The 26,738-nt window shown below is 39.3% G+C and carries 26 protein-coding genes; 19 read left to right on the top strand and 7 right to left on the bottom strand.

Annotated features, from left to right (window positions below; all coding sequences use genetic code 11):
• Positions 1 to 23: 23 nt before the first annotated feature.
• Positions 24 to 1,178 (bottom strand): PepSY-associated TM helix domain-containing protein, encoded by a 1,155-nt coding sequence (locus J8L85_RS09740; RefSeq protein ID WP_211016842.1) that lies wholly within the window; start codon positions 1,176 to 1,178, stop codon positions 24 to 26.
• 326 nt (positions 1,179 to 1,504) lie between these two features.
• Here J8L85_RS09740 and J8L85_RS09735 point away from each other — a divergent pair, with 326 nt between their 5' ends.
• The 7 genes from J8L85_RS09735 (at position 1,505) to J8L85_RS09705 (ending at position 9,681) form a co-directional block, all read left to right on the top strand.
• On the top strand, positions 1,505 to 2,527 hold the full coding sequence (locus J8L85_RS09735) for a histidine kinase (RefSeq protein WP_211016841.1): 1,023 nt from the start codon (positions 1,505 to 1,507) through the stop codon (positions 2,525 to 2,527).
• 5 nt (positions 2,528 to 2,532) lie between these two features.
• Positions 2,533 to 3,231, top strand: coding sequence for a LytTR family DNA-binding domain-containing protein (locus J8L85_RS09730; RefSeq protein WP_247656625.1), 699 nt, complete (start codon positions 2,533 to 2,535; stop codon positions 3,229 to 3,231).
• A 14-nt stretch (positions 3,232 to 3,245) separates the two neighbouring features.
• Positions 3,246 to 4,106 (top strand): MBL fold metallo-hydrolase, encoded by an 861-nt coding sequence (locus J8L85_RS09725; protein WP_211016839.1) that lies wholly within the window; start codon positions 3,246 to 3,248, stop codon positions 4,104 to 4,106.
• A gap of 14 nt (positions 4,107 to 4,120) precedes the next feature.
• The gene (locus J8L85_RS09720; RefSeq protein ID WP_211016837.1) at positions 4,121 to 5,005 is read left to right on the top strand and encodes a dienelactone hydrolase family protein; all 885 of its coding nucleotides are present in this window, start codon (positions 4,121 to 4,123) and stop codon (positions 5,003 to 5,005) included.
• Positions 5,006 to 5,239: 234 nt separating this feature from the next.
• Positions 5,240 to 6,160 carry a putative sulfate exporter family transporter gene (locus J8L85_RS09715; protein WP_211016835.1) on the top strand — a complete coding sequence of 307 codons (921 nt, stop codon included), beginning with the start codon at positions 5,240 to 5,242 and terminating at the stop codon, positions 6,158 to 6,160.
• A 315-nt stretch (positions 6,161 to 6,475) separates the two neighbouring features.
• Positions 6,476 to 8,197 (top strand): hypothetical protein, encoded by a 1,722-nt coding sequence (locus J8L85_RS09710; protein ID WP_211016833.1) that lies wholly within the window; start codon positions 6,476 to 6,478, stop codon positions 8,195 to 8,197.
• Positions 8,197 to 9,681: a mannitol dehydrogenase family protein gene (locus tag J8L85_RS09705; RefSeq protein WP_211016831.1), complete on the top strand. Its 1,485-nt coding sequence runs from the start codon at positions 8,197 to 8,199 to the stop codon at positions 9,679 to 9,681. The genes J8L85_RS09710 and J8L85_RS09705 overlap by 1 nt, the downstream gene beginning before the upstream one ends.
• A 151-nt stretch (positions 9,682 to 9,832) precedes the next feature.
• On the opposite strand, the gene J8L85_RS09700 is transcribed toward J8L85_RS09705, so the two are convergent.
• Together J8L85_RS09700 and J8L85_RS09695 are read right to left on the bottom strand one after the other, a co-directional pair.
• Positions 9,833 to 10,024 (bottom strand): cold shock domain-containing protein, encoded by a 192-nt coding sequence (locus tag J8L85_RS09700; protein ID WP_211016829.1) that lies wholly within the window; start codon positions 10,022 to 10,024, stop codon positions 9,833 to 9,835.
• A 127-nt stretch (positions 10,025 to 10,151) separates the two neighbouring features.
• Positions 10,152 to 11,204: an acyl-CoA desaturase gene (locus tag J8L85_RS09695; RefSeq protein WP_348771748.1), complete on the bottom strand. Its 1,053-nt coding sequence runs from the start codon at positions 11,202 to 11,204 to the stop codon at positions 10,152 to 10,154.
• Positions 11,205 to 11,853: 649 nt separating this feature from the next.
• Here J8L85_RS09695 and J8L85_RS09690 point away from each other — a divergent pair.
• The 3 genes from J8L85_RS09690 (at position 11,854) to J8L85_RS09680 (ending at position 14,296) form a co-directional block, all read left to right on the top strand.
• Positions 11,854 to 13,326 (top strand): potassium/proton antiporter, encoded by a 1,473-nt coding sequence (locus J8L85_RS09690; protein WP_211016827.1) that lies wholly within the window; start codon positions 11,854 to 11,856, stop codon positions 13,324 to 13,326.
• Position 13,327: 1 nt separating this feature from the next.
• Positions 13,328 to 13,699, top strand: a complete 372-nt coding sequence (locus J8L85_RS09685) for a hypothetical protein (RefSeq protein ID WP_211016825.1) — start codon at positions 13,328 to 13,330, stop codon at positions 13,697 to 13,699.
• A gap of 114 nt (positions 13,700 to 13,813) precedes the next feature.
• Complete coding sequence (locus J8L85_RS09680) at positions 13,814 to 14,296, top strand: hypothetical protein (RefSeq protein ID WP_211016823.1); 483 nt, start codon at positions 13,814 to 13,816, stop codon at positions 14,294 to 14,296.
• 180 nt (positions 14,297 to 14,476) lie between these two features.
• On the opposite strand, the gene J8L85_RS09675 is transcribed toward J8L85_RS09680, so the two are convergent.
• The 4 genes from J8L85_RS09675 to J8L85_RS09660 form a co-directional block, all read right to left on the bottom strand.
• Positions 14,477 to 15,517: a c-type cytochrome gene (locus J8L85_RS09675; protein ID WP_348771747.1), complete on the bottom strand. Its 1,041-nt coding sequence runs from the start codon at positions 15,515 to 15,517 to the stop codon at positions 14,477 to 14,479.
• A 68-nt stretch (positions 15,518 to 15,585) separates the two neighbouring features.
• Positions 15,586 to 16,125, bottom strand: a complete 540-nt coding sequence (locus tag J8L85_RS09670; protein WP_211016821.1) for a DsrE family protein — start codon at positions 16,123 to 16,125, stop codon at positions 15,586 to 15,588.
• A 26-nt stretch (positions 16,126 to 16,151) separates the two neighbouring features.
• Positions 16,152 to 17,123: a substrate-binding domain-containing protein gene (locus J8L85_RS09665; protein WP_211016819.1), complete on the bottom strand. Its 972-nt coding sequence runs from the start codon at positions 17,121 to 17,123 to the stop codon at positions 16,152 to 16,154.
• Positions 17,124 to 17,503: 380 nt separating this feature from the next.
• A complete protein-coding gene (locus J8L85_RS09660) occupies positions 17,504 to 18,403 on the bottom strand; it encodes a LysR family transcriptional regulator (protein WP_211016817.1) in 900 nt (299 codons plus the stop codon).
• Between the two features lie 665 nt (positions 18,404 to 19,068).
• On the opposite strand from J8L85_RS09660, the gene J8L85_RS09655 reads away from it, so the two are divergent.
• The 9 genes from J8L85_RS09655 to J8L85_RS09615 all read left to right on the top strand — a co-directional run bounded on the left by J8L85_RS09655 (position 19,069) and on the right by J8L85_RS09615 (position 26,617).
• Positions 19,069 to 19,824 (top strand): YoaK family protein, encoded by a 756-nt coding sequence (locus J8L85_RS09655; RefSeq protein ID WP_211016816.1) that lies wholly within the window; start codon positions 19,069 to 19,071, stop codon positions 19,822 to 19,824.
• 277 nt (positions 19,825 to 20,101) lie between these two features.
• Positions 20,102 to 20,629 carry a sigma-70 family RNA polymerase sigma factor gene (locus J8L85_RS09650; RefSeq protein ID WP_211016814.1) on the top strand — a complete coding sequence of 176 codons (528 nt, stop codon included), beginning with the start codon at positions 20,102 to 20,104 and terminating at the stop codon, positions 20,627 to 20,629.
• Positions 20,630 to 20,772: 143 nt separating this feature from the next.
• Positions 20,773 to 21,177 (top strand): DUF983 domain-containing protein, encoded by a 405-nt coding sequence (locus J8L85_RS09645; RefSeq protein WP_211016811.1) that lies wholly within the window; start codon positions 20,773 to 20,775, stop codon positions 21,175 to 21,177.
• Positions 21,174 to 21,806 carry a Crp/Fnr family transcriptional regulator gene (locus tag J8L85_RS09640; RefSeq protein ID WP_211016809.1) on the top strand — a complete coding sequence of 211 codons (633 nt, stop codon included), beginning with the start codon at positions 21,174 to 21,176 and terminating at the stop codon, positions 21,804 to 21,806. Before J8L85_RS09645 ends, J8L85_RS09640 begins: the two co-directional genes overlap by 4 nt.
• Positions 21,807 to 21,879: 73 nt before the next feature.
• Positions 21,880 to 22,692 carry a sulfite exporter TauE/SafE family protein gene (locus J8L85_RS09635; RefSeq protein ID WP_211016807.1) on the top strand — a complete coding sequence of 271 codons (813 nt, stop codon included), beginning with the start codon at positions 21,880 to 21,882 and terminating at the stop codon, positions 22,690 to 22,692.
• Between the two features lie 149 nt (positions 22,693 to 22,841).
• Positions 22,842 to 24,257: an MBL fold metallo-hydrolase gene (locus tag J8L85_RS09630; protein ID WP_211016804.1), complete on the top strand. Its 1,416-nt coding sequence runs from the start codon at positions 22,842 to 22,844 to the stop codon at positions 24,255 to 24,257.
• Between the two features lie 132 nt (positions 24,258 to 24,389).
• A complete protein-coding gene (locus J8L85_RS09625) occupies positions 24,390 to 25,799 on the top strand; it encodes an MBL fold metallo-hydrolase (RefSeq protein ID WP_211016802.1) in 1,410 nt (469 codons plus the stop codon).
• A 17-nt stretch (positions 25,800 to 25,816) separates the two neighbouring features.
• Positions 25,817 to 26,140 carry a rhodanese-like domain-containing protein gene (locus tag J8L85_RS09620; protein WP_211016800.1) on the top strand — a complete coding sequence of 108 codons (324 nt, stop codon included), beginning with the start codon at positions 25,817 to 25,819 and terminating at the stop codon, positions 26,138 to 26,140.
• Between the two features lie 99 nt (positions 26,141 to 26,239).
• On the top strand, positions 26,240 to 26,617 hold the full coding sequence (locus J8L85_RS09615) for a rhodanese-like domain-containing protein (RefSeq protein ID WP_211016798.1): 378 nt from the start codon (positions 26,240 to 26,242) through the stop codon (positions 26,615 to 26,617).
• Positions 26,618 to 26,738: the final 121 nt, after the last annotated feature.

Below are 26,738 nucleotides of genomic sequence, written 5' to 3'. Positions count from 1 at the left end.
GGCAATTGACACCAAAAAATAGACTAAGCGGCTCTTGCCATGTTTATATCTTTTGTCTTTTTTTTGCGTTTCTTCTGAAGCTTGTTCCACCAAATCAAGGTGCCGGTTACAGGAAGGCTCGTCGCAATTAAACAAGCAATAAAGTATATTATCTTAGAAAATGTACCAAATACATTTCCCGTATGAAGTGGTTTGATCAAAGATGCTATCTGAACATTTAATGGTTTTTCGCTAAAAATCTCTTTATTCAATATGGTTCCGTCCTTGTCCAATATCAATTTATCGGAAGTAACGGGTGAAAAAGAAGAAGCTCCTGTTTTTGATATGGAATAAACCCCTTTTTTTGAAGGTGGAAAAGAAACCCGGGTTTCCCCATTATAGTCCAATTCCTTGTTGGTAATTTTTATAATCTCTGAAATCGATAATTGCTTCTGATCTTCGGTTACCGCCGATTCAAATTTTGGACCACCTCCCCTGGCCCCGAAAACTTTGGTTCCGAGTACGGCACTACTAGCATCTCTATACCACTCAAAAGACCAACAAAGACCTGTCAAGGTCATTACGACCAAGAAAATACAAGCATAGAACCCCAGTGTGTTGTGCAAATCATGATTAATACGTTTCCAATTAGCAGAAAACTTGATTTTAAACCCAGATTTAAGGTTTTTCCATTTAAGCTTTTTAGGAAACCACAAATAAAGCCCACTTATAGAAAGGAAAAGAAAAATCAAGGTCGCAACCCCTACGATAGGCCTACCGATCTCAGTATCTAACAGTAACCAACGATGCAATCTGAACATAGACATGAAAAATCCGTCCAAAGAGGATTTCTGTTGTTTTTGATAATCTCCCGTATAAGGATCCACATAAAAAGTAGTACCCCTTCTTTGTTTTGGATCGCTTTTTACCGAAAAGACGTATAACCCGTTTTCTTCTTCGGGTATGGTTACACTGCTGACCGTCCCCTCTTTTTCCAACTGTTGCTTCAACGTTTCTACGGTCAATAGATCTTTACCATTGGGATCAACTATCAACTCTTCTGAAAATGCCGCTTTTATCTCCTCTTCAAAAGTGAGTATCGTACCACTCAAACATACCAAAAAGAGAATAATGCCACTACCCAAACCGGCCCATAGATGAAGGTCGTTTATAAATTTCTTAAATGTGTATTTCTTCATAAAAATATCGGTTAGTTTGAATTGGTTTATCTTAAATAAAACACCTTCCTTTTATTTAGACTTGCTTTAAATAACTTCCACAAAACTAAACGCCTCTGTTGAATTGTGCAAATTATTTTTATTAAATCTAAATAAGGAAGCAGTAAATTGATTTAGCCACATTTGCGTCTGGTATCCACAGATCTTTACCTCACAAACAAACATCTCTTAATACGAACAAAAAGCCTACATAACTGATGAACAATACACTTTGACGTTCAACCGTTTAAAAATGTCGCTAACGGTTTTTATTCAGTTATTGAAAGAAATAAACCTACTTTTATAGAATGGCGAAGGCTCTAAAACCACTATCCCTTAATACCAAAGAGATTATCTTTCAAATAGTACTCTATACTCTGGTGTTTCTTTTTTATAGCTTTGATAAAAACGACCCTGGTGTTACCATTGCACAGGCATTGACCTTTGGATCTTATTGTGCTGGAGCTCTTTTTATATCCTACTACCTTATGCCAAAATTTCTATACAAAAAAAAGCATTGGAAGTTTTTTGGAGGGGTATTATTAACAATTATCATATTAATGTTGATAGAAGAAATGGTTTTAGAAAAGATATTCTACTCCGGAACAAAACGGGCAGATATTTTTCCAGGTATTTATTTTGTCTTTTTTGATATTATACCGGTCATTGCCATTTTATCTGGTTTTAAATTTGGTTGGGACGCCCTAAAGAAACAAGAACAGATAGACGAACTTAAAGATGCCGTGCAAGAGAGTGAATTACAATATCTGAAGTCACAGATCAATCCCCATTTTTTGTTCAATAACCTAAACAACTTATACTCATACGCCATTGAACAATCTACCAAGACCCCTTCTATTATATTGGAGTTGTCCTCTGTACTCAGATACATGTTGTATGATTGCAAAGAAAATTTTGTGGCTCTTCCGAAAGAAATCGAACACCTAAAGAATTTCACACAGCTAAACCAACTCCAGATCGAAGAACGTGGCGAGGTCATTTTTAATACGCAAAATATTAAGCCCGAATATAAAATTGCCCCGCTAATTTTAAACGTATTCATAGAAAACGCTTTTAAACATAGTACGGCAAGCCAATCAAAAAATATATTTATTAATATTGATATAAAGGTCAGCGATGACAATATTTTAGAATTTGAATGTAAAAATTCTTTTTCCCCAATGGGAAACACCCAAAGCCTTTCTAAAGGAATCGGCTTGAACAATGTAAAAAAGCGATTGGAAATATTGTATCCGGATGCACATAAATTAGATATTGTGACCAAAGAAAACACATATCATGTAACATTAAGAATGAATCTAAAAACATAAATCTTTTGATACATTGTATAATCATAGAGGATCAACCACCCGCACAGCGTGTTCTTAAAAAATTTATTGCCGATATGGACACATTGGTTCTAAAAGGCGTTTTCGCCGATGCAATACAGGCCATGGATTTTTTAAACACGCAACCTATTGATTTAATTTTCCTAGACATTCACCTGCCAAAAATATCGGGTATAGATTTTCTAAAAACTTTGGAGAACAGGCCCAATGTGATTTTAACCACGGCATTTTCAGAATATGCCCTAGAAAGCTATGATTACAACGTGGTAGATTATTTATTAAAGCCCTTTTCTTTTGAACGTTTTGTACAGGCGGTATCCAAGGTTAAGTTAAACCGTCTTGCTAACGAAAATAATTCTTATCCGTCCGAAACACGCGATTTTGTATTCGTAAAATCAGGATACGAACTTATTAAAGTAAATATAAACGACATTTTATATATTAGATCAGATGCCGATTATACAGAGCTTTATACCACTAACAAAAAGATTCTTTCACAAGAACCTTTGAGATATTGGGAAAAAGACCTAAACCCCAATAAGTTTATTAGAATTCATAGGTCATACATAATTAACACCTCAAAAATTGAAAAGATAACCGGCAATCATGTTCGGTTGAACGAGCATACCAATCTACCCATTGGTCGGGCCTACAAAGAAAAGTTTATGAAAAATGTTTTATCTTAAAGAAAAAATTCTCCATGAGAACAAGTATGCTCTTTACCTTGCTGTGTATCAACTCCCTTTTATTTGCTCAAAGAGATTTTAGCAAGGTTCAGATTACTTCTGAGAAAATTACTGAAGATGTACATGTGCTGTTTGGTGCCGGAGGTAATATAGGCCTCGCCATAGGTAAAGAAGCTGCCTATCTTATCGATGATCAATTTGGACCATTAACAGATAAAATTGTAGCCCACGTACAAACTTTGACAAAAAAACCTATCCATTTTGTGCTTAACACACATGTACATGGAGACCATACCGGTGGCAACGCAAACCTGGCAAATGCCGGTGCCATGATCATAGCACATGAAAACGTACGAAAAAGAATGGAAGAAGCGGATACCCCCAGGGCCAAGGAAGCTTTTCCCGTTGTTACGTTCAATGATAAAATGACCCTATACCTCGGAAATGGCAAAAGCATACACGCTATGCACGTGAATCCCGCACATACCGATGGTGACACCTATTATTACTTTCCAGAGGATAATGTAATTCATATGGGCGATAACTTTTTCAGTGGGCGCTATCCTTATATAGATATTGGATCTGGGGGTGATATAGACGGGTTAATATCCAACGTATCCATGGCTCTTAACATAGTGGACGATGCCACCAAAATTATACCTGGCCATGGTAGTGTTTCCTCTAAACAAGATTTAAAAAACTATTTGGATGTTCTTGTTACGTTAAGAGAAAGAGTAACAAAAGCAAGAGCTGAAGGTAAATCGTTGGAAGAAACACAAAAAATGGGATTGTCAAAAGAATGGGACCAAACACACGGACAAGGCTTTATTAACCCGGATCGGATCATCGAATTCATCTACCTATCCGCCGACTAATAAAATACAGCACTATGAAAAAGCTAAAAAAAGAAGACATTAAACAAGAGGTTTTTGACCTATATGACGACTATGCCCATGACAGGGTAAGTAGAAGGTTGTTTCTAGATAAATTATCTACCTATGCCGTAGGGGGCGTAACCGTAGCCTCCCTTCTTGGCTTTATTTCTCCGGATTATGTCAAGAAAATACAGATCAAACCGGACGACCCCAACCTTAGCTCCGAGTTTATCACCTACGATTCTCCTAAAGGAGGTGGTAGTATAAAGGCCTTATTATCAAAACCTAAGGACGCAAAAGGCAAATTACCAGGTATAGTCGTAGTTCATGAAAACAGGGGACTAAACCCGCATATAGAAGACGTGGGTAGACGAGCCGGACTCGCTGGTTTTATATCGATCGCCCCAGACGCATTGACTCCCTTGGGAGGTTACCCCGGTAATGATGACGATGGTCGCGAACTGCAACGTAAAAGAGATAGCAACGAAATGTTGGAAGATTTTATCGCCGCTTTTGAGTACCTTAAAAACCATCCGGAGTGTAACGGAAAAGTAGGAGTCGTTGGCTTTTGTTTTGGTGGATGGATATCTAACATGATGGCCGTTAAGGTTCCTGATCTTAGTGCTGCCGTTCCCTTTTACGGAGGACAACCAACAGAGGATATTGACAAGATAAATGCTCCGTTATTGCTTCATTTCGGGGAACTCGACAAAAGGGTCAATGCTGGTTGGCCTGCCTATGAAGCCGCTTTAAAGGAATACAACAAAGAGTATAAGGCTTTCATCTATAAAAATGCCAATCACGGATTTCATAACGACACTACCCCAAGATATGATAGAGAAGCCGCAACATTAGCTTGGCAACGTACCATTGATTTTTTCAAAGAAAAGCTTTCGTAATAGGTTCTGAAGATATCAACAGAAATCTTTCATTTGTTTTTCTACCGTTTCCCACTTAACCGAGCACAGTTTTTATAGTATGCTATACCGTAAAAACTTATCTATGCCGGTAAACTCAGCCATCGGCAAAATTCATTCGCGGCAGCTATAACTTTTGGTTATATCAGATAACAAATTACTGTGCTAAAGGCTTGTTTTACGAGCGTACTTTTGTATCAAAACATACGAATTGATATGAAAGGTATTTTTGTAAAAACGGCTTACTTCCTTATTATCATTACCGCACTTTTAGGTAAAATAAACAGTCCCACCGCCCTACTATTAGGTTTTATATTTACCTTAATTTTTTCAAATCCCTTTGACTCCTACAGCCATAGGGCCATTCATTATTTCCTAAAAATTTCGGTCATCGGACTAGGTTTTGGTATGTTCGTCCGAGAAACACTTCAAACAAGTAAAGAAGGTATAGGCCTTACTGCTTCCTCTATCATTTTAACGGTTTCGTTAGGTTTATTGTTGACAAGACTTCTAAAGATAGACTTAAAACTAGGACACCTTATCACTTCTGGCACAGCTATTTGCGGAGGTAGCGCCATTGCGGCCATTTCACCTGCCATCAAAAGTAAGAGCAAGATTATAAGCATTGCCCTGGGGATTGTATTTCTGTTAAACTCCGTTGCTCTTTTTATTTTTCCGATGATAGGCCATTCCTTGCAATTGACACAAGAACAATTTGGTCTATGGTGCGCCATAGCCATACACGATACCAGTTCGGTCGTAGGGGCAGCCATTGGCTATGGAGATGAGGCCCTCCGTATCGCCACGACAGTTAAACTTTCTAGAACCTTGTGGATCATACCGCTGTCCGCGTTCTCTATGTTCCTTTTTAAAAGCAAGGGCGAAAAAATAAGAGTCCCCTATTTCATACTGCTGTTTATCGCGGCCATTATCATAAACAGCTATCATATTTTACCCGAAACAACTACTGGTTTATTTGTTCTGATAGCCAAAAGACTCTTGATCGCAACACTTTTTCTAGTAGGCTCTTCCATTTCTATCAGTGATCTAAAATCTTCGGGAATCAAACCCGTATTGCTAGCGGTAGCCCTTTGGATCTTTATTTCTATTTTCTCGTTGGTATACATTCTTAATTAGCCCTTTTAAAACGGTTTCATTAACTTATAAGAACGATGGTTTATTAAATGACAACCGAAGAGCACAACGTAAAATAACGGTGATACTATGTTAAGAAGCGGTGCCAATGCAAACACTTGACAAGAAAAAACGACATATATCACATTTGTACATTTTCTGTTCGGTCTGCTTTTACTAAATTAGCCCGCTTGTTAACAACTCGAACAACTTAAACAACTTAATCATGGCGCATTTACCCCGCTCATTTAATTCCAGCAAAACCACACTTTAAACACCAATTATTGAAGGGCGCCATATGACACATCAACTTAACTCATGGACACTACCACCGATTATCAACAGTTTGAAGATTTAAACGAAGAACAATTACCGGTTGCCAAACATAAACTTCATGATTGGACGCATTTTGCCGGACTTTATGCCGCGGAGCACGTAGCCGCTACCGAATTTGTCATAGGTGCCACCTTTGTCGCACTCGGCGCCAAAACGATGGATATTCTTTTAGGTCTACTGATCGGTAATATCTTGGCCGTTCTCAGCTGGACCTTTATTACCTCGCCCATTGCAGTAGACACTAGGCTTAGTCTCTATACGTATCTGAACAAGATTGCGGGCGATTCTATGACCAAGCTCTACAATTGGGCCAATGTGATCATCTTTTCGGTCATTTCCGCCGCCATGATCACCGTATCGGCCACGGCGGTCCGTTTTGCCTTTGATGTACCCGCCCAGTTGAACTGGTACCCCACTAACCTCTGGTTTGTGCTAATTGTCTTTTGCGTGGGTGCCGTGGTCGTATCTATAGCAATTTATGGTTTTAATGCCGTTTCCGAATTTTCGGGAATCTGTGCGCCTTGGTTGTTCGTTATGTTCACCAGTGGGGCCATGGTACTTTTGCCCGCCCTTTCATTGGACGTTTTGGGAAAAACCCTGCCTGCCGGCTGGAACGATTTTATATCCCTCGGCGACCAGTCTATTTGGACGGGTTTTGATAGTGATGGTGAACCGGGCATCGGGCTGATAGAGGTCATCGGCTTCGCCTGGGCGGCCAATACCATTACCCATTTCGGACTCATAGATATGGCCCTATTGCGCTTTGCCAAAAAGAAAATATACGGACTATCGACCAGTACCGGAATGATGTTCGGTCACTACGTCGCTTGGATCGCCGCAGGTATTATGGGCGCCGGCGCAGCAGTGATCATTGGAAAATCGATCGTGGAACTAGATCCAGGGGATGTTGCCTACTACGCCCTAGGCTGGTCAGGCTTCGTCATTGTCATCGTAGCCGGGTGGACGACCGCCATCACCAACCTCTACCGCGCAGGTTTGGCGGCACAGGCCATTTTTCACAACCATTCGCGAAAGAAGACCACTATCGTAGTAGGTCTGATAACCGTGATCATAGCGTGTTTCCCCTTTGTTTTTTCACAAATACTGCCACTACTTACCTATGCCGGACTATTGGTCGTTCCCGTAGGTGCCATCGTATTTGCCGAACACCAGATATTCCCTAGAATAGGCTATACCCGCTACTGGTCTTCGTACAGCCAACTTACGTTTAGCACCCCCGCCGTAGCCTCATGGGCATTGGGACTGTTGTTCGGTTTTGGCCTCAACGCCTTTAACGTGATGTCGTTCTTTTACCTGTTCATTCCAACCTGGATATTTACGATTCTCGTCTATACCCTTCTGGCTGGAAGATACGGAGCCAAAAAAGCATATCCGGAAGCCGAGAAACAAGAAGAGATACGCCAACAGCACATAGAAAAGTTTCACGAACAAAAGGCCCAATCGGAACCCTTGACCGTAAAAGACAACTCCGTTTTTACGAAAGCATTACGGATTGTATCCATAATAACCCTGGTTATAACCTTAATTTTAGCTCTTATTACCCTGTTCGGTAGTTCTGACGAAACCTTTTATGTAGAAAACCGTGAGGTATTTTACAGATACGCATTTATCTGTACCCTACTCTATTTTGTCACTGCTTACTGGGCCCTAAAACGCGGAAAGCAAAAAAACGCAGCATTGTAATGAAAGAATCGATAACACTCAATCAAAAGAATTTACCTGAATTGGCAGGGCGCATTCCTTGTCCTTCCTATAACAGAAACGACCTTGTACCGGGTATGGTACATATTGGCGTAGGCGGTTTTCACCGTTCGCACCAAGCCTTTTATACCGACGCCCTGCAAGAAAAATACAATACCCTTGAGTGGGGAATCTGTGGCATTGGCCTGCGCGAGGGCGACCGAAAAATACACGATGTCCTTACCAAACAAAACGGACTTTACACCTTGATCGTAAAGCATCCCGATGGTAAGGTAGAACCAAGGGTCATCGGTTCTATATGCGATTTTTTACTCGGGGTCGACGATGCCGAACAGGTTATAGACCGCATGGCGGACCCAGCCACCAAGATTGTTTCGCTCACCATTACCGAAGGAGGGTATAACTTTAATCCATCAACGGGGGAATTCGACTTTGAAAACCAAGATATCCAACACGACCTAGAGCATCCCGATGCTCCTAAGACCGTTTACGGATTTCTAACGGCCTCCCTAAAAAAACGCCGTAAAGAGAACCTACCGGCATTCACCCTAATGTCTTGTGATAATATTCAGCACAATGGCGATGTGGCCCGTACCATGTTGCTTGCCTTCGCCAAACGACAAGACGCCGACTTGGCCGAATGGATCGAACAAGAAGTTTGTTTTCCCAATAGTATGGTAGACCGCATAACCCCCGTAACCACGGGTGCGGATATAGCCTACTTGGAAGAAACCTACGGTATTAAAGACGAATGGCCCGTAACCTGCGAACCCTTTATACAATGGGTGGTAGAGGATAATTTTTCGAACGGCCGGCCCGAATTCGAGAAGGTAGGCGTACAATTTGTTCCCGATGTAAAGCCCTATGAAAAAATGAAGCTTCGCTTGTTGAACGCAGGCCATTCGGTATTGGGTATTTTAGGGGCCATACACGGATATCCAACTATTAATGCCTGTATGGAGGACCCGACCTTCGTAACCTATTTAAGAACCTTTATGGATCGTGAGGCCACCCCTACCCTAGACGAGGTAAAGGGCATCGACCTTAATGACTACAAGGATAGTCTGCAGGCACGTTTTGCCAACCCCAATATCAAGGACAGTGTAAGCCGTATCTGCTCTGAGAGCTCTGCCAAATTGCCCAAATTCTTGTTTGAGACCCTGCAAGAGAATTTAACGGCAGAAAGAAGTATCGATTTTATAAGCCTGATCATTGCCGCCTGGTGTTATTACAGCGATAAACAGACCGATAAGAATGGGCAGCCCCTTGAAATTATCGATGCCATGCAAGAGGAGCTTCACGAAGCAGCGAAGCAAACCGATACAGATCCATTGGCCTTCGTAAAACAAAAATCCCTTTTTGGCGACTTGGCCAATAATGAACGTTTTGCCAAATCATATGTACGTATGATAGCAAAAATATACGGGGACCCCGATGTCAAAAAACATATGAAAGCCATGTTATAAGGCCATGGCTTGGCAGCGCTTAAAGAGTATAGATATTTCCTTCCCATTTACGAAAGACATATCATCCAGATCGAAGTCTTGCCCAAAACGAACACCCTTGAAAACAAAAAGAGCGGCCATAAGCCGCTCTTTTCCTTTAAGTTTACCGAGCCTAAACCAGCTCTACGTTAACGGCGTTAAGCCCTCTTTGGCCTTGTTGCGTTTCATAACGTACTTGATCGTTTTCCTCGATCTCATCGATAAGACCTGTTGCGTGTACGAAAACATCTTGATCTGAATTGGTCGGTGTTATAAATCCGAAGCCTTTGTCGTTGTTGAAAAACTTTACTGTTCCTTCTTGCATAATTGTAATGTATTAATTTTTAAAATTTATGTGCTATTTGTTGGTGAATGTGCAGGCGTGTCTTGGGTCATATGCCCAATAGGGCCTACTTATTCCGTTGGATATAGCTATCCGTTTTTATACTATTTTAATGGTTTTCGACGGGTATCATATCCATTCGCCCCAAGTCGCGAAGCATTTGAAAGTGTTTGATTACCGCTGTTATAAAAGAGCCGTTGGTGTGGTACGGTAAACCAAATTCCTCTGCCGTTCGTTTTACGATCGGGGCTATTTTTCTATAGTGAACATGCGATATGTTCGGAAAAAGATGATGTTCTATCTGATGCGTAAGGCCTCCGATCAACCATGACAGGACGACACTTTTTTGTGCAAAATTACAGGTCGTTTCCAACTGATGTGCCAAACGACCGGAATCTAAATTTCCGTTTTCATCCGGCAGCGGAAAAGCTGCGTCGGGAGAAACATGGGCCGTTTGAAAGACCAACGATATACTCAACCCGGTCACAAAGTGCATTGCCAAAAAGGCCAGCACTACCATCCAAGGGGCAAAAGCGGTCATAACGATCGGTAATACCAAGGCGTAAGAATAATAAACGACCTTCCAAGACACAATCTTCAACAAGCCTTTTATATAGGTTTTGCGATCCTTGATCAGTCCCAATTTATAATACCTTTTATACCTGATAAAATCTTTGGAGGTAACCCATGAAATCGTTGACAGTCCATAAAAGAACCACGCATACCAATGTTGGTACCGGTGCAGTTTGTTTCTTTTTGCATGCGGCGAAAACCGTAGAAAAAAGGGGGCGTTTATATCATCGTCGTGCTCATCGATATTGGTAAAACTGTGGTGTAGCACATTGTGCTGCAGTCGCCATACCTTATCATTGGCCCCAATTAAATTAATGGTATAGCCCATGAGCTTGTTTACGATCTTGTTCTTTGAATAGGATCCGTGTATGGCATCGTGCATGATACCCATACCGATACCCGCCATGCCCAAACCGCTAAGAATGTACAATCCGAACAATAAAGGAACGCTGGTAATGGACGAAAAAATGATAAATGCCAACGGAGTAAAAAACAACAGGAGCATAAAAATGGTCTTTACAACCATACCTTTATTACCGTACCTGCTTTTTTGGGCGGTCTTGAAATATTCGGATACACGAACTTTCAATGTCTTTGAAAAATCAGAACCAACTGATTTAGAGAATCTTAATGTTTTAATGTGAAAAGAAATTAGTTAAACAAAAATTACTTCGAAAAAAGGGTAAAAATGATATTTGATTTTTTGGTCAAATGGAAACGTTGAAGTAAAGTCTAAAGAAAATTGCTTAACGAAGAGCTACTAAAAAGTAGGGTATTTTTACTATTTTAATCCTACCCACAAAACAATCTTTTGTTTCGTGAATCGATTACAAATGTACTCAAATTATCGAGCTATACCTAAGAAACCTGCAATAATTATGTTTGTCCTCTCTTACCCGTCAAGCACAAAATAAGCCCGAAACTCCTTACACCATTACCTTGAAGCATACGGTTCATCACCCAACAAATTAACTGTTTTTAACTTTTAAAACCTCTCATAATCCATGGACAAAAGCAATAACAATTCATTTTTGTGCCTATTTGGCACGGTAAAATGTATTACAATTACCATCATTTTGCGAACATTCAAAAAAAGAAGTATTTACCCTAGTAATAAATAGGGACCTAACTACTTTATTTTTACCGCTTTTTATAAAACTAATAACAATCAGTTTATCTGTTAAAAGTGATAAAACACTTAAATTTGTCACTTCTAATTTTTAAGAGAACAAAACAATTTGGATTTAACCATTGAAAATATTCTACTAGTAGGTTCCCTATTACTTTTTATAAGCATCGTTGTAGGCAAGACCTCCTATAAATTTGGTGTCCCGACCTTAATTCTGTTCTTGGCGATTGGAATGCTGGCTGGCTCCGATGGTATTGGAGGTATTCTCTTTAACGACCCTAAACTGGCCCAGTTCATTGGTATCGTTTCTCTTAATTTTATATTGTTTTCCGGTGGTTTGGACACCAATTGGAACTCGGTAAAACCCATTCTTAAAGAAGGACTGGTCTTATCTACCCTTGGCGTTCTGCTAACCGCTCTTTCACTTGGAACCTTCGTATGGTTTGTTACCGATTTCACCATTTATGAGAGCATGTTGTTGGGTTCTATAGTTTCATCTACAGATGCAGCCGCCGTATTTTCTATATTACGATCAAAAAATTTAGCCTTAAAAAACAATCTTAGACCAACACTAGAACTAGAAAGTGGAAGTAACGATCCTATGGCCTATGTCTTAACCCTGGCTTTTTTGACCTTGGTAATTCATCAAGATCAAAGTATTGCATCTATCATTCCTATGTTTTTTAAACAGATGATATTGGGTGGCGTGGCAGGTTTCGCTTTTGGAAAACTGAGCAAGATTACCATAAACAATATTAAACTAGGGTTTGAGGGCCTTTACCCAGTTTTAGTAATTGCCCTAATGTTCATTACGTTCTCAGCGACCGACTTTGTTGGAGGAAATGGATTTTTGGCTATTTATATATGTGCTGTTTATCTGGGCAACCAAGATCTTATACACAAATCTACCATCCTTAAAATGTTTGATGGAATGGCTTGGTTGATGCAGATCGTACTGTTTTTAACATTGGGGCTACTGGTTTTTCCTTCGCAGATCATACCTTATATGGGTATTGGCCTTTTAATTTCATTATTTCTAATAATCGTTGCCCGCCCCGTTGGTGTCTTTCTAAGTCTGATGTTTTTTAAAATGAAACTTAGGCGTAGGGTATATATATCGTGGGTAGGCCTGCGTGGGGCGGTTCCAATTGTTTTTGCTACCTACCCCCTATTGGCCGGAATCGATAAAGCCCATATTATTTTCAACATCGTATTCTTTATTTCCGTTACTTCTGTATTGATACAAGGCACTACTTTATCCATTTTTTCCAAATGGCTCAATGTTGCCTTACCTGAAGAAGTGAAACCTATTACCGGAAGTGATAGGTATATTCTTAATTTGCCAAAATCGGAAATGGAAGAAATATCAGTTGCCCCCGATAGTTTTGCAGTTGGTAAACGAATCATAGATTTACATTTTCCGCAATCTGCATTTATTGTTATGATCAAGCGTGATACAAAATTTGTCAGACCCGGGGGATCTACGGTCATTGAAGCCAATGACATATTGGTAGTTTTATTGGATAATGAGGACAGTTTAAATGAAGTAAACGAAGTGCTTGCTAAAAGTAGCGTAGTATAATATGAAAAGTCCATATCAAATATTAAAGGCCCTCTTACTTTTTACAGTCTACTGTTTTGGTATCTATACTTCCATAAACATACTATCGGACTATAACGAACAGGTAGTTTCCCATAAAAACGGACAAAAAGAATACCTGACTACATTTAAGGTTCTTACCCCCCATACAGAACAATCAGAAGTCCTGTTTTCTGGTCTTACGGAATACCCTTCGCCCGATTATAACCTATCATATAAAGGTTTTTGGATAATTTCCACCTATGGTGAAGTACTTTTTAGTGCCTTATTCAAACAATACAAGAGTCACTTTAAAACACTCTTGATCCGACATAGAAAGTCTGATCTTATTTTTCCTTTCCATAATTTTTGGTAATCCTCTCCTCTTAAGAACTACCGATTTACGTAGTGTCTTCAACTTACAAATAAATATGGGGATAAAACCACCTCATACAAATTCAGCATACCCAAAAATTAAAATATTATAAAAATGGATTTAGGAACGACCGTTATAGGTCTAATATGCATTGTAATATGCGCAATACCTTTTGTACTAACAATTAGAGGTAAAAAGAAAAAAGAAAAACAATTATTGGTTTCGCTAAAAGACTTAGCAAAACAACAGAATTGCGAAATAACCGAATATGATATTTGCGGATTCTATGCCATTGGTATAGACAAAGCGAAGAACTTTGTTTTCTTTGTTTTTAAGAAAAAGGATCTTGGTAAGCAGCAATTTGTAGACCTATCGAAGATTAAAAGTTGTAAAATAGCCAATATAGGCAAGTCTACTTCAAAAAATGGAAAAATAATCGAACGATTAAATTTGAATTTTAGCCCTATTGACGATAACCAGCCTAACACTGTGTTAGAGTTTTACAACGTAGATGTAAATTATCAAATAAATGGAGAACTAGAATCCATTAAAAAATGGAACAAGCTGATTAACAATATATTAAAAACCAGTAAATAAAGTTCTTATTGATAAAATGGACCTGTAAGATCAGGGCTTGGTAAGTATAAAACTTATGGTATAACCCCTGTCTAAAATTGAATCTTTTCTATACAAAAAAGGGAAAAAGCCTTGCTTTTTCCCTTTTTTACACCCAAAATAAAGACATGTAATCTTATTATGCGACCTTCACTTTTGCCCTTATTTTGTCTTTTGAATGTTGTATTTGTCCTTATAGTAGGCAATTATAGGAGGAAAAGGCCCGAACTTATGTTGTTCTGCCGAGAAATTATCGTCCCAAGGACCATAAGGAGTGGAAACGGGCTTTAACTTTCGGTCAGGAAAATCCTTGGTTTTATTCCCTTTTTCAGGACGTATAAAACTATTGATATATCCCGCAACGTGGTAAGCCTCCTCATCCGTCAATTTAGGCCTGTCTTTGGTAGCTTGGCCAAAAGGCATATTGGCCTTAATAAATTGTGCGGCCGTAAGTACCCTGTGCATCCCTGCCCCATCGTTATAACTATCTTGCCCCCATAAAGGAGGATATTGATACCCCATAGTGCCGTCAGGGAACTTTACCCCTTGTCCGTTCGCACCATGGCAAAGGGCACATTCCTTGGTATAGATGGCCTTACCCTGTTCCAGGTCCACGGCCTTGGTGGGTATTTTCAAGGATACAAAGCCCTTGTACTCTTTCATCCGTTCTTCGGGCATATCCTCGCCCAGCCATTCCATGTAGGCCTTCATGGCCTGCATTTCCTGGGAATCCACCGGCAACTTTTTACCGTTCATGCTTCGCTCAAAACACCCATTGATTCGATCCTCAATAGTACCAATGCTATTGGAGCGTCCCCGAAATGAAGGAAAGCGTTGGGTAACCCCGATCCAGGAAGCAGCTCCTGCTTGTGTTCCCGTTTTTAAATGACAGTTTTTACAGGCCAGATCATTACCGGTATACCGCATTTTGGAATCGGCCACTTTGGGCCCGAGGAACTTGGGAGTCTCGGTCAACAGATCGTAGCCGTACTTTACATCATCGGGCATATTTGCCATTGCCATTTCTCGAGCCGGATCCTTGGGCCTCCATTCCGATGCTGTTTCGACGACCAACTCTTTAGAGTTAAAAGCCTCTGGATGGCTCACATATACAATTAGCCCCACGATCACCAAAAGTATGGCCGAAGAAAGTGCAAGCACACCATATACCAACCTTCTTATCTGATTTCTAAAATTTTCCACTTGATTAAAATTTCACGTTTATAATCTATTACACCTCCCTGTCATGGAAACAACAGCGCCACCTATAGTTAGGGCATCAGAGCATAGCCCTTAAGCTGAAAAGTGGGGATATCTATGAGTGCAGAAAGACTAAAAGTGATGTATTTGTTTATCTCGGTATTCGGATCGATATTGGCCTTGGCCAACGCTTGTCCGCAAACATGAAGCTGCACTCCGTGCTCCATGAGTACCTTTAGAATATCGAGATTGGGGTTAGGTCTTCCCTTGCTTTTTTGATAGGCCTCGTTGGTAAGAACCGTTGGTGTGGCCCCACCGTGTATGACCCCTACCAAATGGATGTTCTTCTCCTTAACCCCTCCGGCCCTTAGAAGGTTGATAGTTCGCGCCATCTTCCATAAGCCGGCGTTTACCCCGTCTATTTCCTTGTCCGTGGTAATATTGAACACAATTTTATAGTCCATATGCCTTTCGGGCTTCATGACCGCATCCTTATAATATTTGATTTTCCCGTAATCCTTGATCACGGGGTTTGTCCATTCTTGTGCTATTGCTTTATTGCCAACGATTGAAAGCAAGCATATATAGATAATCGCTTTGATCTTTTGCATTGTTTTTTCTTTAATATTGTTCTCTATCATCTTACAGTGATGAATCCATATTTTTTATAAATCGCCTGCCCCTTATCGGAAGTAAGAAATTCTATAAAGGCCTTTGCCGCTTCCGGATGCTCGGCATTTTTCATTTGCCCCGCTACATAGGTGGCCCCAACATTGACATTGTTCGGTATGGTGACCATTTTCAAGGGATGGTCCGTTAGTTGAGAATGATAAAACGCCTCACTGTACCACACTGGTCCGGCATCCGATTCTTTGTACATTATTGACATAGGGGTCTGACGGTGGTGAATCGTAGTAAGATAGGTAGTACCGTCACCTACTTTCTCTTTCATAATCTTGGTTTTCAAGGCTTCGCCCCCCACATTTTCATAAGCTTTGGTGATGCGCCTTCCAATTCCTTCCCATTCGGGATTAGGCATGCTAACTTTCATATCGGACCTTCCTAAATCCTGTAAGCTTTTAATGTTCTTCGGGTTGCCTTTTCCTACCATAATGGCCAAGCGGTTTTTGGCATAGGCCTTGGTTCGTGAAAACCAGCCAAGTGCCTCGTTTTTTTCAATACTTCCCTTACCCGCCGTTATCACATCGGGCTTTAGTTGAATACGCATATTGCCTACTACCAAAATACCAGACTTCACTTGACGTTCTTCTATACCCGGTGGAATGGTCTCTGCAAATATTCTTTTGTACTGGGGATATTCGGTTTTAAAGGCTTCCAGTAGTTCGGGAACTGCCATGTATTGGTTTCCCGCAAAAAAGACCACCAAATCGGGATTATTGATATCCCCATGAAAATCGGGGGCATTATCAATACCGTAGATCGTAAATGGCGTCCCTTCCTGTACCACATTATCCCATGGCGGGTCATATCTGTGATCATAGGGTTTTGAAATCTGGGCATGCACAACCTCGCCCAACAACACAAATCCGCAAAGGACCAGGACAAAACGGAGAGTCCTGATCATTTTTCCTTTTTTTCTACAATTCATTGTTTTCATTTTTAGATGGTTTTAATTCTTAAACATTAAATCGATAATTGATTTCCCTTAAGACCAGTAACAATACTGCCTCCCCTATACATACCCGAGTGATTCTGGCATCTACAAAGACTTGGCGAAAAAGTAATCTTAAATCAGTTATGACGTTGCCTGACCTATAGGCAGGGTAATGAGAACAGATACCCGGAAGATGTCTCCAAAAACCCTAGATACAAGAAATGGGCCCGCTGCACGAGAAAAGTGTAAATAGGTATAATTTAATCGCCACTTGTTCCGTAGGTCGAATTATTGCATTCATCAAACACATTGTTATTATTCGATGTAAAAGTAGCAGTGCTTGGCGGGGCAAACAAATGATAAAAAAGCATATACTATAACAATATGTTATAATGATATCCTATAAAATCGAGAAATAAATTGGAAAGTGCCGAATGATGTCCTTGTTTAAATATATAATAAAAGTCGCGCTCCAAAGAAAGTTCGGTAACATCTACAATGCCCAATTCTCCCGACTTCAGTTCCTTTAATATCGTATTAACACTAAGGAAAGCCATACTGCGGTCATCACCAAGGTACGATTTGATGCTCTCAGAGCTACCCAAGCGCATTTCAACAGTAAGGTCATTGTAAACAATACCTACCTTTCTCAATTCTTGAAGAATTATTTCTAAGGTTCCCGAACCCTCTTCCCTAAGCACCAAAGGTTGTTTTTTTAAATCTTGTGGGGTAATCGCATTTCCATTGAACAAAGGATGCCCCGCCCCCACCACAGGAACAATTTCATCCTTTAAAAAGGGTTGATAGGCCAATTCACGATTCTTTGAACGCCCCTCGATAAAGCCCAGCTCGGCATTAGACTCAAGCACTGCCTTTTCAACATCTTCGGTGTTGGCGCTGATCAAACTTACTTTAACCTTGGGGTACTGTTTATGAAATTTGGCCAAGACCACTGGCAACACATATTGTGCAACAGTGGTACTGGCGGCAATACGGAGTATACCCTCTGTTCTATCGACCAAAGCATTCATGTCGAATTCCAGTTCTTTATACTCTTGCAAGATTCGTTTTGAGTGGTTTAACAGCAAGTTGCCTGCTTCTGTAAGTGCTATACTGTTTCCCTTTCTTTCAAACAATTTTTGACCAAAATAGTCTTCGATCTGCCTTATGTGCCTTGTTATTGCCGGTTGGGTAATATGTAGCTCCTCGGCCGCCTTGGAAAAAGACAACCTCTTGGCTACGGTAAAAAAGATACGTATTCTATAGTCAAACATTATAAGCAAAATTAATACTAAAACTTGATATACGTATCTTAGAGTAACCCATTATCTAAATTAGACAGTACTCGTTTTTTAGGTTTATACTATTACTATTGCATAGACATTTATTGATGCACCCATGTAATTAACATCATCATAAACTAAAACCTATCTATAGTATTATTCAATGGTGATATTTACTTTTTTACCAAATGAATATTCCATTTAGCACATAAAAAGGGGAGAAACTGAGCTTCTCCCCTTTTTATGTCCATTTGTAACTTTGTAACAGTGGACTATTCCACCACTATGAATTCCGATCGTCTGTTCATCTGGTGCTGTTCCTTGGTACAGGGCACCCCGTTGCTACATCCGTTCGTCAACCGGGTCTCCGTGTTTTTCAGTTGTAAATTGATAAAAAAATGGTTGAACCCGTCTATCTATAAATTGCTCAAATATGAATAAAAAAACTACTTCCAACAATATTTGTAAGTCTCGCTTTTTTTAGCTTTCCAAAAACTGTCAACCCTTGGCACATAAACCTAATTTCGAATAAAATTTATATAGTAACCAATAGACTATGCTTTTATAGAAACAACTTATTATTCTATCGCCCTAATCCATTTCACTAATACGTACCTTTGTTGCCGATTTTAAAAAATCGCATTAAATGCTATCGCATGTTTAGACATCAAGGTAAGAGCAGAACTTTAGAACACAATCTGCGTATTGCTACCGTATTATCTTTTGTAGCCGGAATCGTAAACGTAACAGGTTTTTTGGCCTTTAATCAATTAACGACAAACGTAACCGGACATTTTGCGCTATTTATTTATGACGTTGCAAATTTTGAGTTCTGGAAGGGTACCATTTATTTCCTATATATCTTCTCTTTCTTGATCGGTTCTTTTTTATCGAGCCTATTAATAGAGAAATACAAAGAAAACAAAAGGCTTAACGTTTTTGTAATACCTACAATACTCGAATCAATGATATTAATATCTATCGGGGTTCTAAGCAATCTATTGATCATAGAATCGGCTAATCTGATTATTTGCTTACTGTTGTTCGCGATGGGGCTACAAAACTCTTTTGTTACAAAAATTTCGAATGCCGTAGTAAGAACAACACACCTGACCGGTCTTTTCACAGATTTGGGTATCGATATTTCTCAACTCTTTTTTAAAAAGCTGCAATCGCAAAGAGAAAAACTTAAATCGAACATTAAACTACGTATTTTTATTATTTCGTTCTTTTTTGCCGGCGGATTGGTGGGCGGTTTTTTCTATTCTGAAGTGAACATACAACTGAACACCTTAATTATAGGTGCTCTCATATTACTCGCAAGTTTGTTTTACGATGATTTTAGATATAAAGTCATCAAAACCAAAAGAAAATACACCCAACGTAAAACTGTGCATCAGTTTGAGAATTAAGGGAGATACCGGAAAACATCCTGTTTCAAATTAACATTCTGTAAAAAAATCGAAATTCATGTATCCTTTTTAATGTATTCGAGTCTACTTAACAAACATTAAAATTATACACCTATGAATACTTGTAAATGTACAAATTGTGACTGTACAAAATGTACTTGTAAAAATTGCTTGGAACACAACTGTAATTGCGCCAAATGTGAGTGCGATAAATGTAGTTGCTGTTAAATCTATGGAAGGCCAGTGTAAAAACTGGCCTTTTTTTTAATTTTAAACCATGAAAACTCAAAGTATATGGAACGATTATAGCGACGAACTATACTTCTTTATTTTAAAAAAGGTAAAGAATAAAACTGCTGCGAATGATATTTTTCAGAATACCTTCTTAAAAATCCACAAAAATCTTCCGAATCTTAAAGATGAAGAAAAAATAAAGGCATGGATCTTTCAGATTGCCAGAAACGAAATAATTAACTACACCAAAAAAGAATCTATATACACCGAGGAAGCCACTGCTATACAAGAGGTCGAAAAGGACGACTATCAAGACGTCTGTTGTTTTGACAAATTTATAAACAACCTTCCCCCAATATATGAAGAGGTGATAGAACTCGTGTACATAAAGGGACACAAACAAAAAGAAGTCGCAAAAATTTTAGATATAAGCTTGGCGAATGTAAAAGCAAGAATACATAGGGCCAAAGACATCTTAAAGCAAAACTTTAACGAGTGTTGCAAATATGAATTAGATAAAAACGGATTGTTAACGGGAGAACCCAATTGTTCTTCTTGTAAAACTGTTTAAGTTTTTTTAGTCCGTAGAAGTACACTTCTTATTATTATCACATAAAAACACCTATTGTTCCTCCCTTTCCGTTTTGGTCTTTTGTAACATTTGTTACCAATATAAGAATTGCCTTCCCGTACTTTTGAAAGAAAATTTCTAACATGTTCGGCAAAGGCTCTAAATTATACAGTATCCTATTCATAAAATGCCCTAGGTGTCATGAAGGCGCATTTTTAGAAGCAAATCCCTATAAATTAAGTAACTTTAACAAGGTAAAGGAGCGTTGCCCGAAATGCGGATTAAAATATAGTATTGAACCTAGTTTTTATACCGGCAGTATGTATGTTTCATATGCGGTAGGTGTGGCAGTAGCCGTGGCAGTGTACGTACTAACCCTTATCTTTAGGTTAGATTTGTCCATTGCCGAACTTTTTGGTTCAATAGTTATTACCTTGGTATTAACAATGCCTTGGATCGCCGCGGTATCAAAAATTATTTGGGCAAACTTCTTTTTTAAGTATGATAAAAAAATAGCGGAAAAAGTTAAGTCAGAAAAAATAACATGATACAGGAGCTAAAAGCAAGTTATGGCCATATTTTCGAAGAAGCGCTCATCAATGAAATAATTCAGGTCGGCACATACAAAGAAATACCGGAAGGATATAAATTGATGGACATTGGCGAATATATTAAAGGCATGCCGTTATTAATTTCGGGTGCCATAAAGGTGCTTCGAGAAGATAATGATGGAGATGAACTGTTGCTTTACTACCTAGAACAGGGAGACACCTGTTCTATGACCCTTACCTGCTGCATGAGCGATGCCAAAAGTGAAATAAGGGCTATCGCCGAAACGGATACCAAACTTATTATGGTTCCTGTTCAAAAAATGGAAGAATGGACGGCAAAATATAAATCTTGGCGTAATTTCATTTTTAACAGCTATCACAACCGCTTAAACGAACTGCTGACCACCTTAGACAGTATCGCTTTTGATAAAATGGATATGCGCCTGATCGGTTATCTAAAAGAAAAGGCACGGATCAACAAAGAGGATACCATACAAAATACTCATCAAGAAATTGCCTATGACCTGCATACCTCTAGAGTGGTCATCTCAAGATTGCTTAAAAAACTGGAGCAAATGGGCAAAATAGAACTACACAGAAACTATATTAAAATATTGGATTTATAAATACTATGTAACCATTGTTACTGCCTAGCTTCACTGGGCCGATTAGCTTTGTACCGTATCAAAGTAAAACGGTATGGAAGTTATAGAGATTTTTGGTTACATAAGTGCATTGATCATTGGAATATCGTTAGGGCTCATAGGTGGAGGTGGATCCATTCTAGCAGTACCCGTACTTGCCTACCTGTTCTCCATAAACGAAAAAGCCGCTACGGCATATTCCCTTTTTATTGTAGGAACCAGCGCCTTGGTGGGTGGGTGGAAACAACACCTAAAAGGTTATGTTGACTGGCGTACCGCTGTTGTTTTTGGTATCCCTGCAATTATTGGAGTTACCATTGTACGGCACTATGTTATTCCTATACTACCCGATACTCTTTTTAACCTAGGCGACTTTGAGTTTACCCGACGTATGGCCATGTTCGGTCTTTTTGCCGTTTTAATGATACCTGCGGCGTTTTCTATGTTAAAAACAAAAAAGGAGGTAAAAACCAAAACCAGTGGCAAGGTCAAATATAACTACCCCTTAATTTTGGCAGAAGGTTTATTGGTCGGTGGCATTACCGGTATGATCGGTGCCGGAGGCGGATTTTTGATCATTCCTGCATTGGTAATTCTTGCCAACGTAGAAATGAAAGTGGCCGTAGGTACATCATTGATAATAATCGCCATTAAATCGTTAATGGGATTCTTTTTGGGAGATGCCCTCACAATGGATATCGACTGGCAATTTCTCGGTCTTTTTACCGGCCTGTCCTTGATAGGTATCTTTATCGGCAGCTATATAGGCAACTTTATAGATGGTAACAAACTAAAAAAAGGTTTCGGATATTTTATACTGATAATGGCTGCCTTTATATTTTATATGGAATTTTTCGTAGAACGATAAGTTAATTTCAACACCCTTACTTTTTACATATAGAACAGTTTAATTCTCACTATTTTTTATACAATTTTAACAACCTTATGTGACATAAGTCACAGAATTACAGACATTCTATAAGTAATTTTAGCCCATAAACCTTTAAACGAACAATTATGAAAGTAGAACAGATTTATACAGGATGCTTGGCACATGCGGCCTATTATATTGAAAGTAAAGGTGAAGCGGCCGTATTTGACCCACTAAGGGAGGTACAACCCTATATTGATAGAGCGCAAATAGATAACGCCGAGATAAAATATGTTTTTGAAACACATTTTCATGCAGATTTTGTAAGCGGCCATTTAGATTTAAGAAAGAAGGCCGGTGCCGAAATTGTATTTGGTCCGGGTGCGAAACCCGCATATGAAGCCACAATCGCCAAAGATGGACAAATATTCGAAGTGGGCGATTATAAGGTCAAGGCCATACATACACCAGGGCACACTATGGAAAGTACCACCTATTTACTCATAGACGAAAATGGAAAAGAACACGGTATTATAACAGGTGACACCTTATTTATCGGAGATGTCGGAAGACCCGACCTTGCACAGCACGTAGTATCCGAATTGACCCAAGAAAAGCTCGCGGGGCATTTATATGACTCGTTACGAAATAAAATCATGCCCTTAAGCGATGATTTAATAGTCTACCCAAACCATGGAGCAGGTTCTGCCTGTGGTAAAATGATGAGTAAGGAAACGACCGATACGCTGGGCCATCAGAAAAAAGTAAATTATGCCCTTAAGGCAGATATGACCAAAGAAGAGTTTATTAAAGAACTTTTGACCGGCCTCACCGCACCTCCAGGGTACTTTCCCCAAAATGTTCTCATGAATATTAAGGGATACGAAAGTTTGGACAAAATAATGGACAGGGCAACCAAAGCTCTAACACCAGACGAATTTGAAGTGGTCGCGAACGAAACCGGAGCTTTAATGTTAGATACCCGAGATGCTTCCGATTTTGCCAAAGGTTTTGTTCCTAATAGCATTAACATTGGTCTCGATGGCAATTTTGCACAATGGGTAGGTGAAATGATTCCAGACGTAAAACAAGAAATATTGTTGATCACATACCCAGATAAAGAGGAAGAGGCGATTACGCGCTTATCTAGAGTAGGTTATGATGGTACCGTAGGATATTTAAAAGGAGGGTTCCAATCTTGGAAAACATCTGGCAAAGATTTTGAAACTACCGCCCGTATTACTGCAGAAGATTTGGAAAAAGCTATAAAAAGTGAGCAACCATTGATTGTCGATGTACGTAAGAAAAGTGAATTTGATTCTGAACATATTATCGGGGCCATTAATGTACCCCTAAATGAAATCAATAAACATTTGGCCCAGTTTCCAAAAGACAGGACCTTTATCTTACATTGTGCCGGTGGGTACCGTAGTATGATCGCCGCTTCTATTTTAAAACAAAGAGGCTGGTCCGATTTTGCGGATGTTATAGGTGGTTTTGACGATATCTCTAAAACAGACATTCCGAAATCAGAATACGTTTGCCCGACCACAATGCTGTGATCATTTTAAAACAAGAGTAAGAACGCCCTGTAGTATCTACAGGGCGTTCTTGTTTACAAGCAATGTAACCATTGTTACCGTTTTAGTTAATTGCAATTCGTAATTTTGTATTGTAATTAAAAATGTGTCCTAATGAAAGTTGAACAAATTTACACAGGTTGTCTTGCACAAGGTGCCTATTATATAGAGAGCAAAGGTGAAGTTGCCATAATAGATCCTTTACGTGAAGTACACCCCTATATTAAAAGAGCCAAGCTAGACGATGCTAAGATCAAATATATTTTTGAGACACATTTTCATGCAGATTTTGTAAGCGGACATGTTACTTTGGCTAAAGAAACGGGAGCACCAATCATATATGGGCCAAATGCCAATCCCTCTTTCGATGCTATTACTGCCGAAGACAACCAAGAGTTTAAATTAGGCGACCTTACCATTAAGGTTTTACATACCCCTGGCCATACCATGGAAAGTACCACCTATTTGTTGAAAGATGAAAATGGAAAAGACTACGCTATATTTAGTGGAGATACACTTTTCTTAGGTGATGTAGGTAGACCCGACCTTGCTCAGAAAATGGGGGAATTAACAGAGAGGGACCTTGCCGGTTATTTATATGACAGCCTTAGGGAAAAAATAATGCCATTGGCAGATGATGTAATCGTATATCCGGCCCATGGAGCCGGTTCCGCTTGCGGAAAAAATATGATGAAAGAAACGGTGGATACCTTGGGCAACCAGAAAAAAATGAACTATGCCTTAAGGGCAGATATGACCAAAGACGAATTTATTGAGGAGGTAATAGAAGGATTACTGCCACCACCACAGTATTTTCCGTTGAACGTAAAAATGAACAAAGAGGGGTACGAGGATATAAAAACCGTATTAGAACGTGGTACCAGAGCTCTTTCTCCCAAAGAATTTGAAGCCGCGGCCAATGAGACCGGAGCTATTGTGTTAGATGTTAGACATCAAGATGATTATGCAAAAGGCCATATCCCCCGCTCTATCTTTATAGGGTTAGATGGTAGTTTTGCCCCATGGGTAGGCGCCTTGATCGCCGATGTACAGCAACCTATTTTATTGGTAGCCCCAAAAGGTTTGGAAGAAGAAGCGGTTACAAGACTGTCTAGAGTTGGTTTCGATAATACCCTAGGATACTTAAAAGGTGGATTTGAAGCCTGGAAAAAAGCATCAATGGAATACGACACGGTAAGCCAAGTAAATTCTGAAGAGCTTAAAGATGCCATAGAAAAAGAAAATGCGACGGTATTCGATGTTAGAAAACCAAGCGAATACTTGTCGGAACATGTGTTGACGGCACATAATACCCCTCTAGATTTCTTAAACGATCATTTATCGGAATTTCCTGAAAACAAACCGTTTTACGTGCATTGTGCCGGCGGATATAGAAGTATGATAGCAAGTTCTATCTTAAAAAGTAGGGGAATACATAATTTAATAGACGTGACAGGAGGGTTCAAGGAAATTAAAGAATCCGGTATTCCGGTTTCCGATTACGTTTGTCCGTCTACATTATAAACAGATCATAGTTGTATATGAAAAATGTAAATCAGACCGAGTGGAAATCACTCATAGAAAATGATGGCAATGCTGTTATAATTGATGTACGAACACCAAACGAATGGATGGAAGGTGTTCAAGAAAATGCCTTGCTAATAAATGTAATGGATCCTGCAAAATTTGAACAGGCCGCAAACAAATTGGATAAAACCAAGAACTATTACGTGTATTGCCGAAGTGGACAAAGAAGCCAAAGAGCCTGCAACCTATTAGAAGCTACTGGTATTGCCAATACATACAATCTATTAGGCGGTATGTTAGAATGGCAAGGAAAAACCATTGTTCCAGATATTGATTAATTTTAATGAGTAAATTGAATAAAGAAGAACTCTTTTATCCAATTTTACGAAGAACCGGTTTCCTTTTTAAATTACCTGATGTATAAAACACCTGCTAAAATGAAGAACATTGTAATATTACTTTTCTTAACAACCGTTATTTCCTCTTGCAATTCGCAAAGCGACAACCAAGTACAAATTATCGATATAGAAACGTTAAAAACAGAAGCCATAGGTAAAGATGTTCAATTGGTGGATGTAAGAACACCTGAAGAATATAATGCCGGACATATAGATGATGCCATAAACATAAATGTTCTGGACACCGAAACCTTTAATAAAAAGGTGTTGTCGTTAGACAAAGAAAAGCCCGTTTACATTTATTGCAAAGTGGGCGGCAGAAGTAACAAGGCAAGCCAAATATTAAAAGAATTAGGTTTTAAGACCATTTACGATTACTCGGGCGGCTACACCGAATGGAGTGCCAAAAACAAATAGATTCCTATAAAATCCATTAGCGTAAACAAAACTTTAATATTATAAGAAAGGCCCGATATCGGGCCTTTTTTTATGCCCTTTCTTTAACACTTTATGTAACCTAAGTTACTGTGCTTAAGTG

The sequence above is a fragment of the Maribacter sp. MMG018 genome (assembly GCF_018100785.1).
Lineage (GTDB): Bacteria > Bacteroidota > Bacteroidia > Flavobacteriales > Flavobacteriaceae > Maribacter.
Note: the sequence above shows the minus strand (reverse complement) of the source record. Positions and strands in the feature narration are given on the sequence as shown.

Excerpts from the sequence above, each read along its gene's own strand:
- J8L85_RS09740 (WP_211016842.1), bottom strand. The coding sequence starts at position 1,178 with ATGAAGAAATACACATTTAAGAAATTTATAAACGACCTTCATCTATGG.
- J8L85_RS09735 (WP_211016841.1), top strand. The coding sequence starts at position 1,505 with ATGGCGAAGGCTCTAAAACCACTATCCCTTAATACCAAAGAGATTATC.
- J8L85_RS09725 (WP_211016839.1), top strand. The coding sequence starts at position 3,246 with ATGAGAACAAGTATGCTCTTTACCTTGCTGTGTATCAACTCCCTTTTA.
- J8L85_RS09720 (WP_211016837.1), top strand. The coding sequence starts at position 4,121 with ATGAAAAAGCTAAAAAAAGAAGACATTAAACAAGAGGTTTTTGACCTA.
- J8L85_RS09715 (WP_211016835.1), top strand. The coding sequence starts at position 5,240 with ATGAAAGGTATTTTTGTAAAAACGGCTTACTTCCTTATTATCATTACC.
- J8L85_RS09710 (WP_211016833.1), top strand. The coding sequence starts at position 6,476 with ATGGACACTACCACCGATTATCAACAGTTTGAAGATTTAAACGAAGAA.
- J8L85_RS09705 (WP_211016831.1), top strand. The coding sequence starts at position 8,197 with ATGAAAGAATCGATAACACTCAATCAAAAGAATTTACCTGAATTGGCA.
- J8L85_RS09700 (WP_211016829.1), bottom strand. The coding sequence starts at position 10,024 with ATGCAAGAAGGAACAGTAAAGTTTTTCAACAACGACAAAGGCTTCGGA.
- J8L85_RS09685 (WP_211016825.1), top strand. The coding sequence starts at position 13,328 with ATGAAAAGTCCATATCAAATATTAAAGGCCCTCTTACTTTTTACAGTC.
- J8L85_RS09680 (WP_211016823.1), top strand. The coding sequence starts at position 13,814 with ATGGATTTAGGAACGACCGTTATAGGTCTAATATGCATTGTAATATGC.
- J8L85_RS09670 (WP_211016821.1), bottom strand. The coding sequence starts at position 16,125 with ATGCAAAAGATCAAAGCGATTATCTATATATGCTTGCTTTCAATCGTT.
- J8L85_RS09665 (WP_211016819.1), bottom strand. The coding sequence starts at position 17,123 with ATGAATTGTAGAAAAAAAGGAAAAATGATCAGGACTCTCCGTTTTGTC.
- J8L85_RS09660 (WP_211016817.1), bottom strand. The coding sequence starts at position 18,403 with ATGTTTGACTATAGAATACGTATCTTTTTTACCGTAGCCAAGAGGTTG.
- J8L85_RS09655 (WP_211016816.1), top strand. The coding sequence starts at position 19,069 with ATGTTTAGACATCAAGGTAAGAGCAGAACTTTAGAACACAATCTGCGT.
- J8L85_RS09650 (WP_211016814.1), top strand. The coding sequence starts at position 20,102 with ATGAAAACTCAAAGTATATGGAACGATTATAGCGACGAACTATACTTC.
- J8L85_RS09645 (WP_211016811.1), top strand. The coding sequence starts at position 20,773 with ATGTTCGGCAAAGGCTCTAAATTATACAGTATCCTATTCATAAAATGC.
- J8L85_RS09640 (WP_211016809.1), top strand. The coding sequence starts at position 21,174 with ATGATACAGGAGCTAAAAGCAAGTTATGGCCATATTTTCGAAGAAGCG.
- J8L85_RS09635 (WP_211016807.1), top strand. The coding sequence starts at position 21,880 with ATGGAAGTTATAGAGATTTTTGGTTACATAAGTGCATTGATCATTGGA.
- J8L85_RS09630 (WP_211016804.1), top strand. The coding sequence starts at position 22,842 with ATGAAAGTAGAACAGATTTATACAGGATGCTTGGCACATGCGGCCTAT.
- J8L85_RS09625 (WP_211016802.1), top strand. The coding sequence starts at position 24,390 with ATGAAAGTTGAACAAATTTACACAGGTTGTCTTGCACAAGGTGCCTAT.
- J8L85_RS09620 (WP_211016800.1), top strand. The coding sequence starts at position 25,817 with ATGAAAAATGTAAATCAGACCGAGTGGAAATCACTCATAGAAAATGAT.
- J8L85_RS09615 (WP_211016798.1), top strand. The coding sequence starts at position 26,240 with ATGAAGAACATTGTAATATTACTTTTCTTAACAACCGTTATTTCCTCT.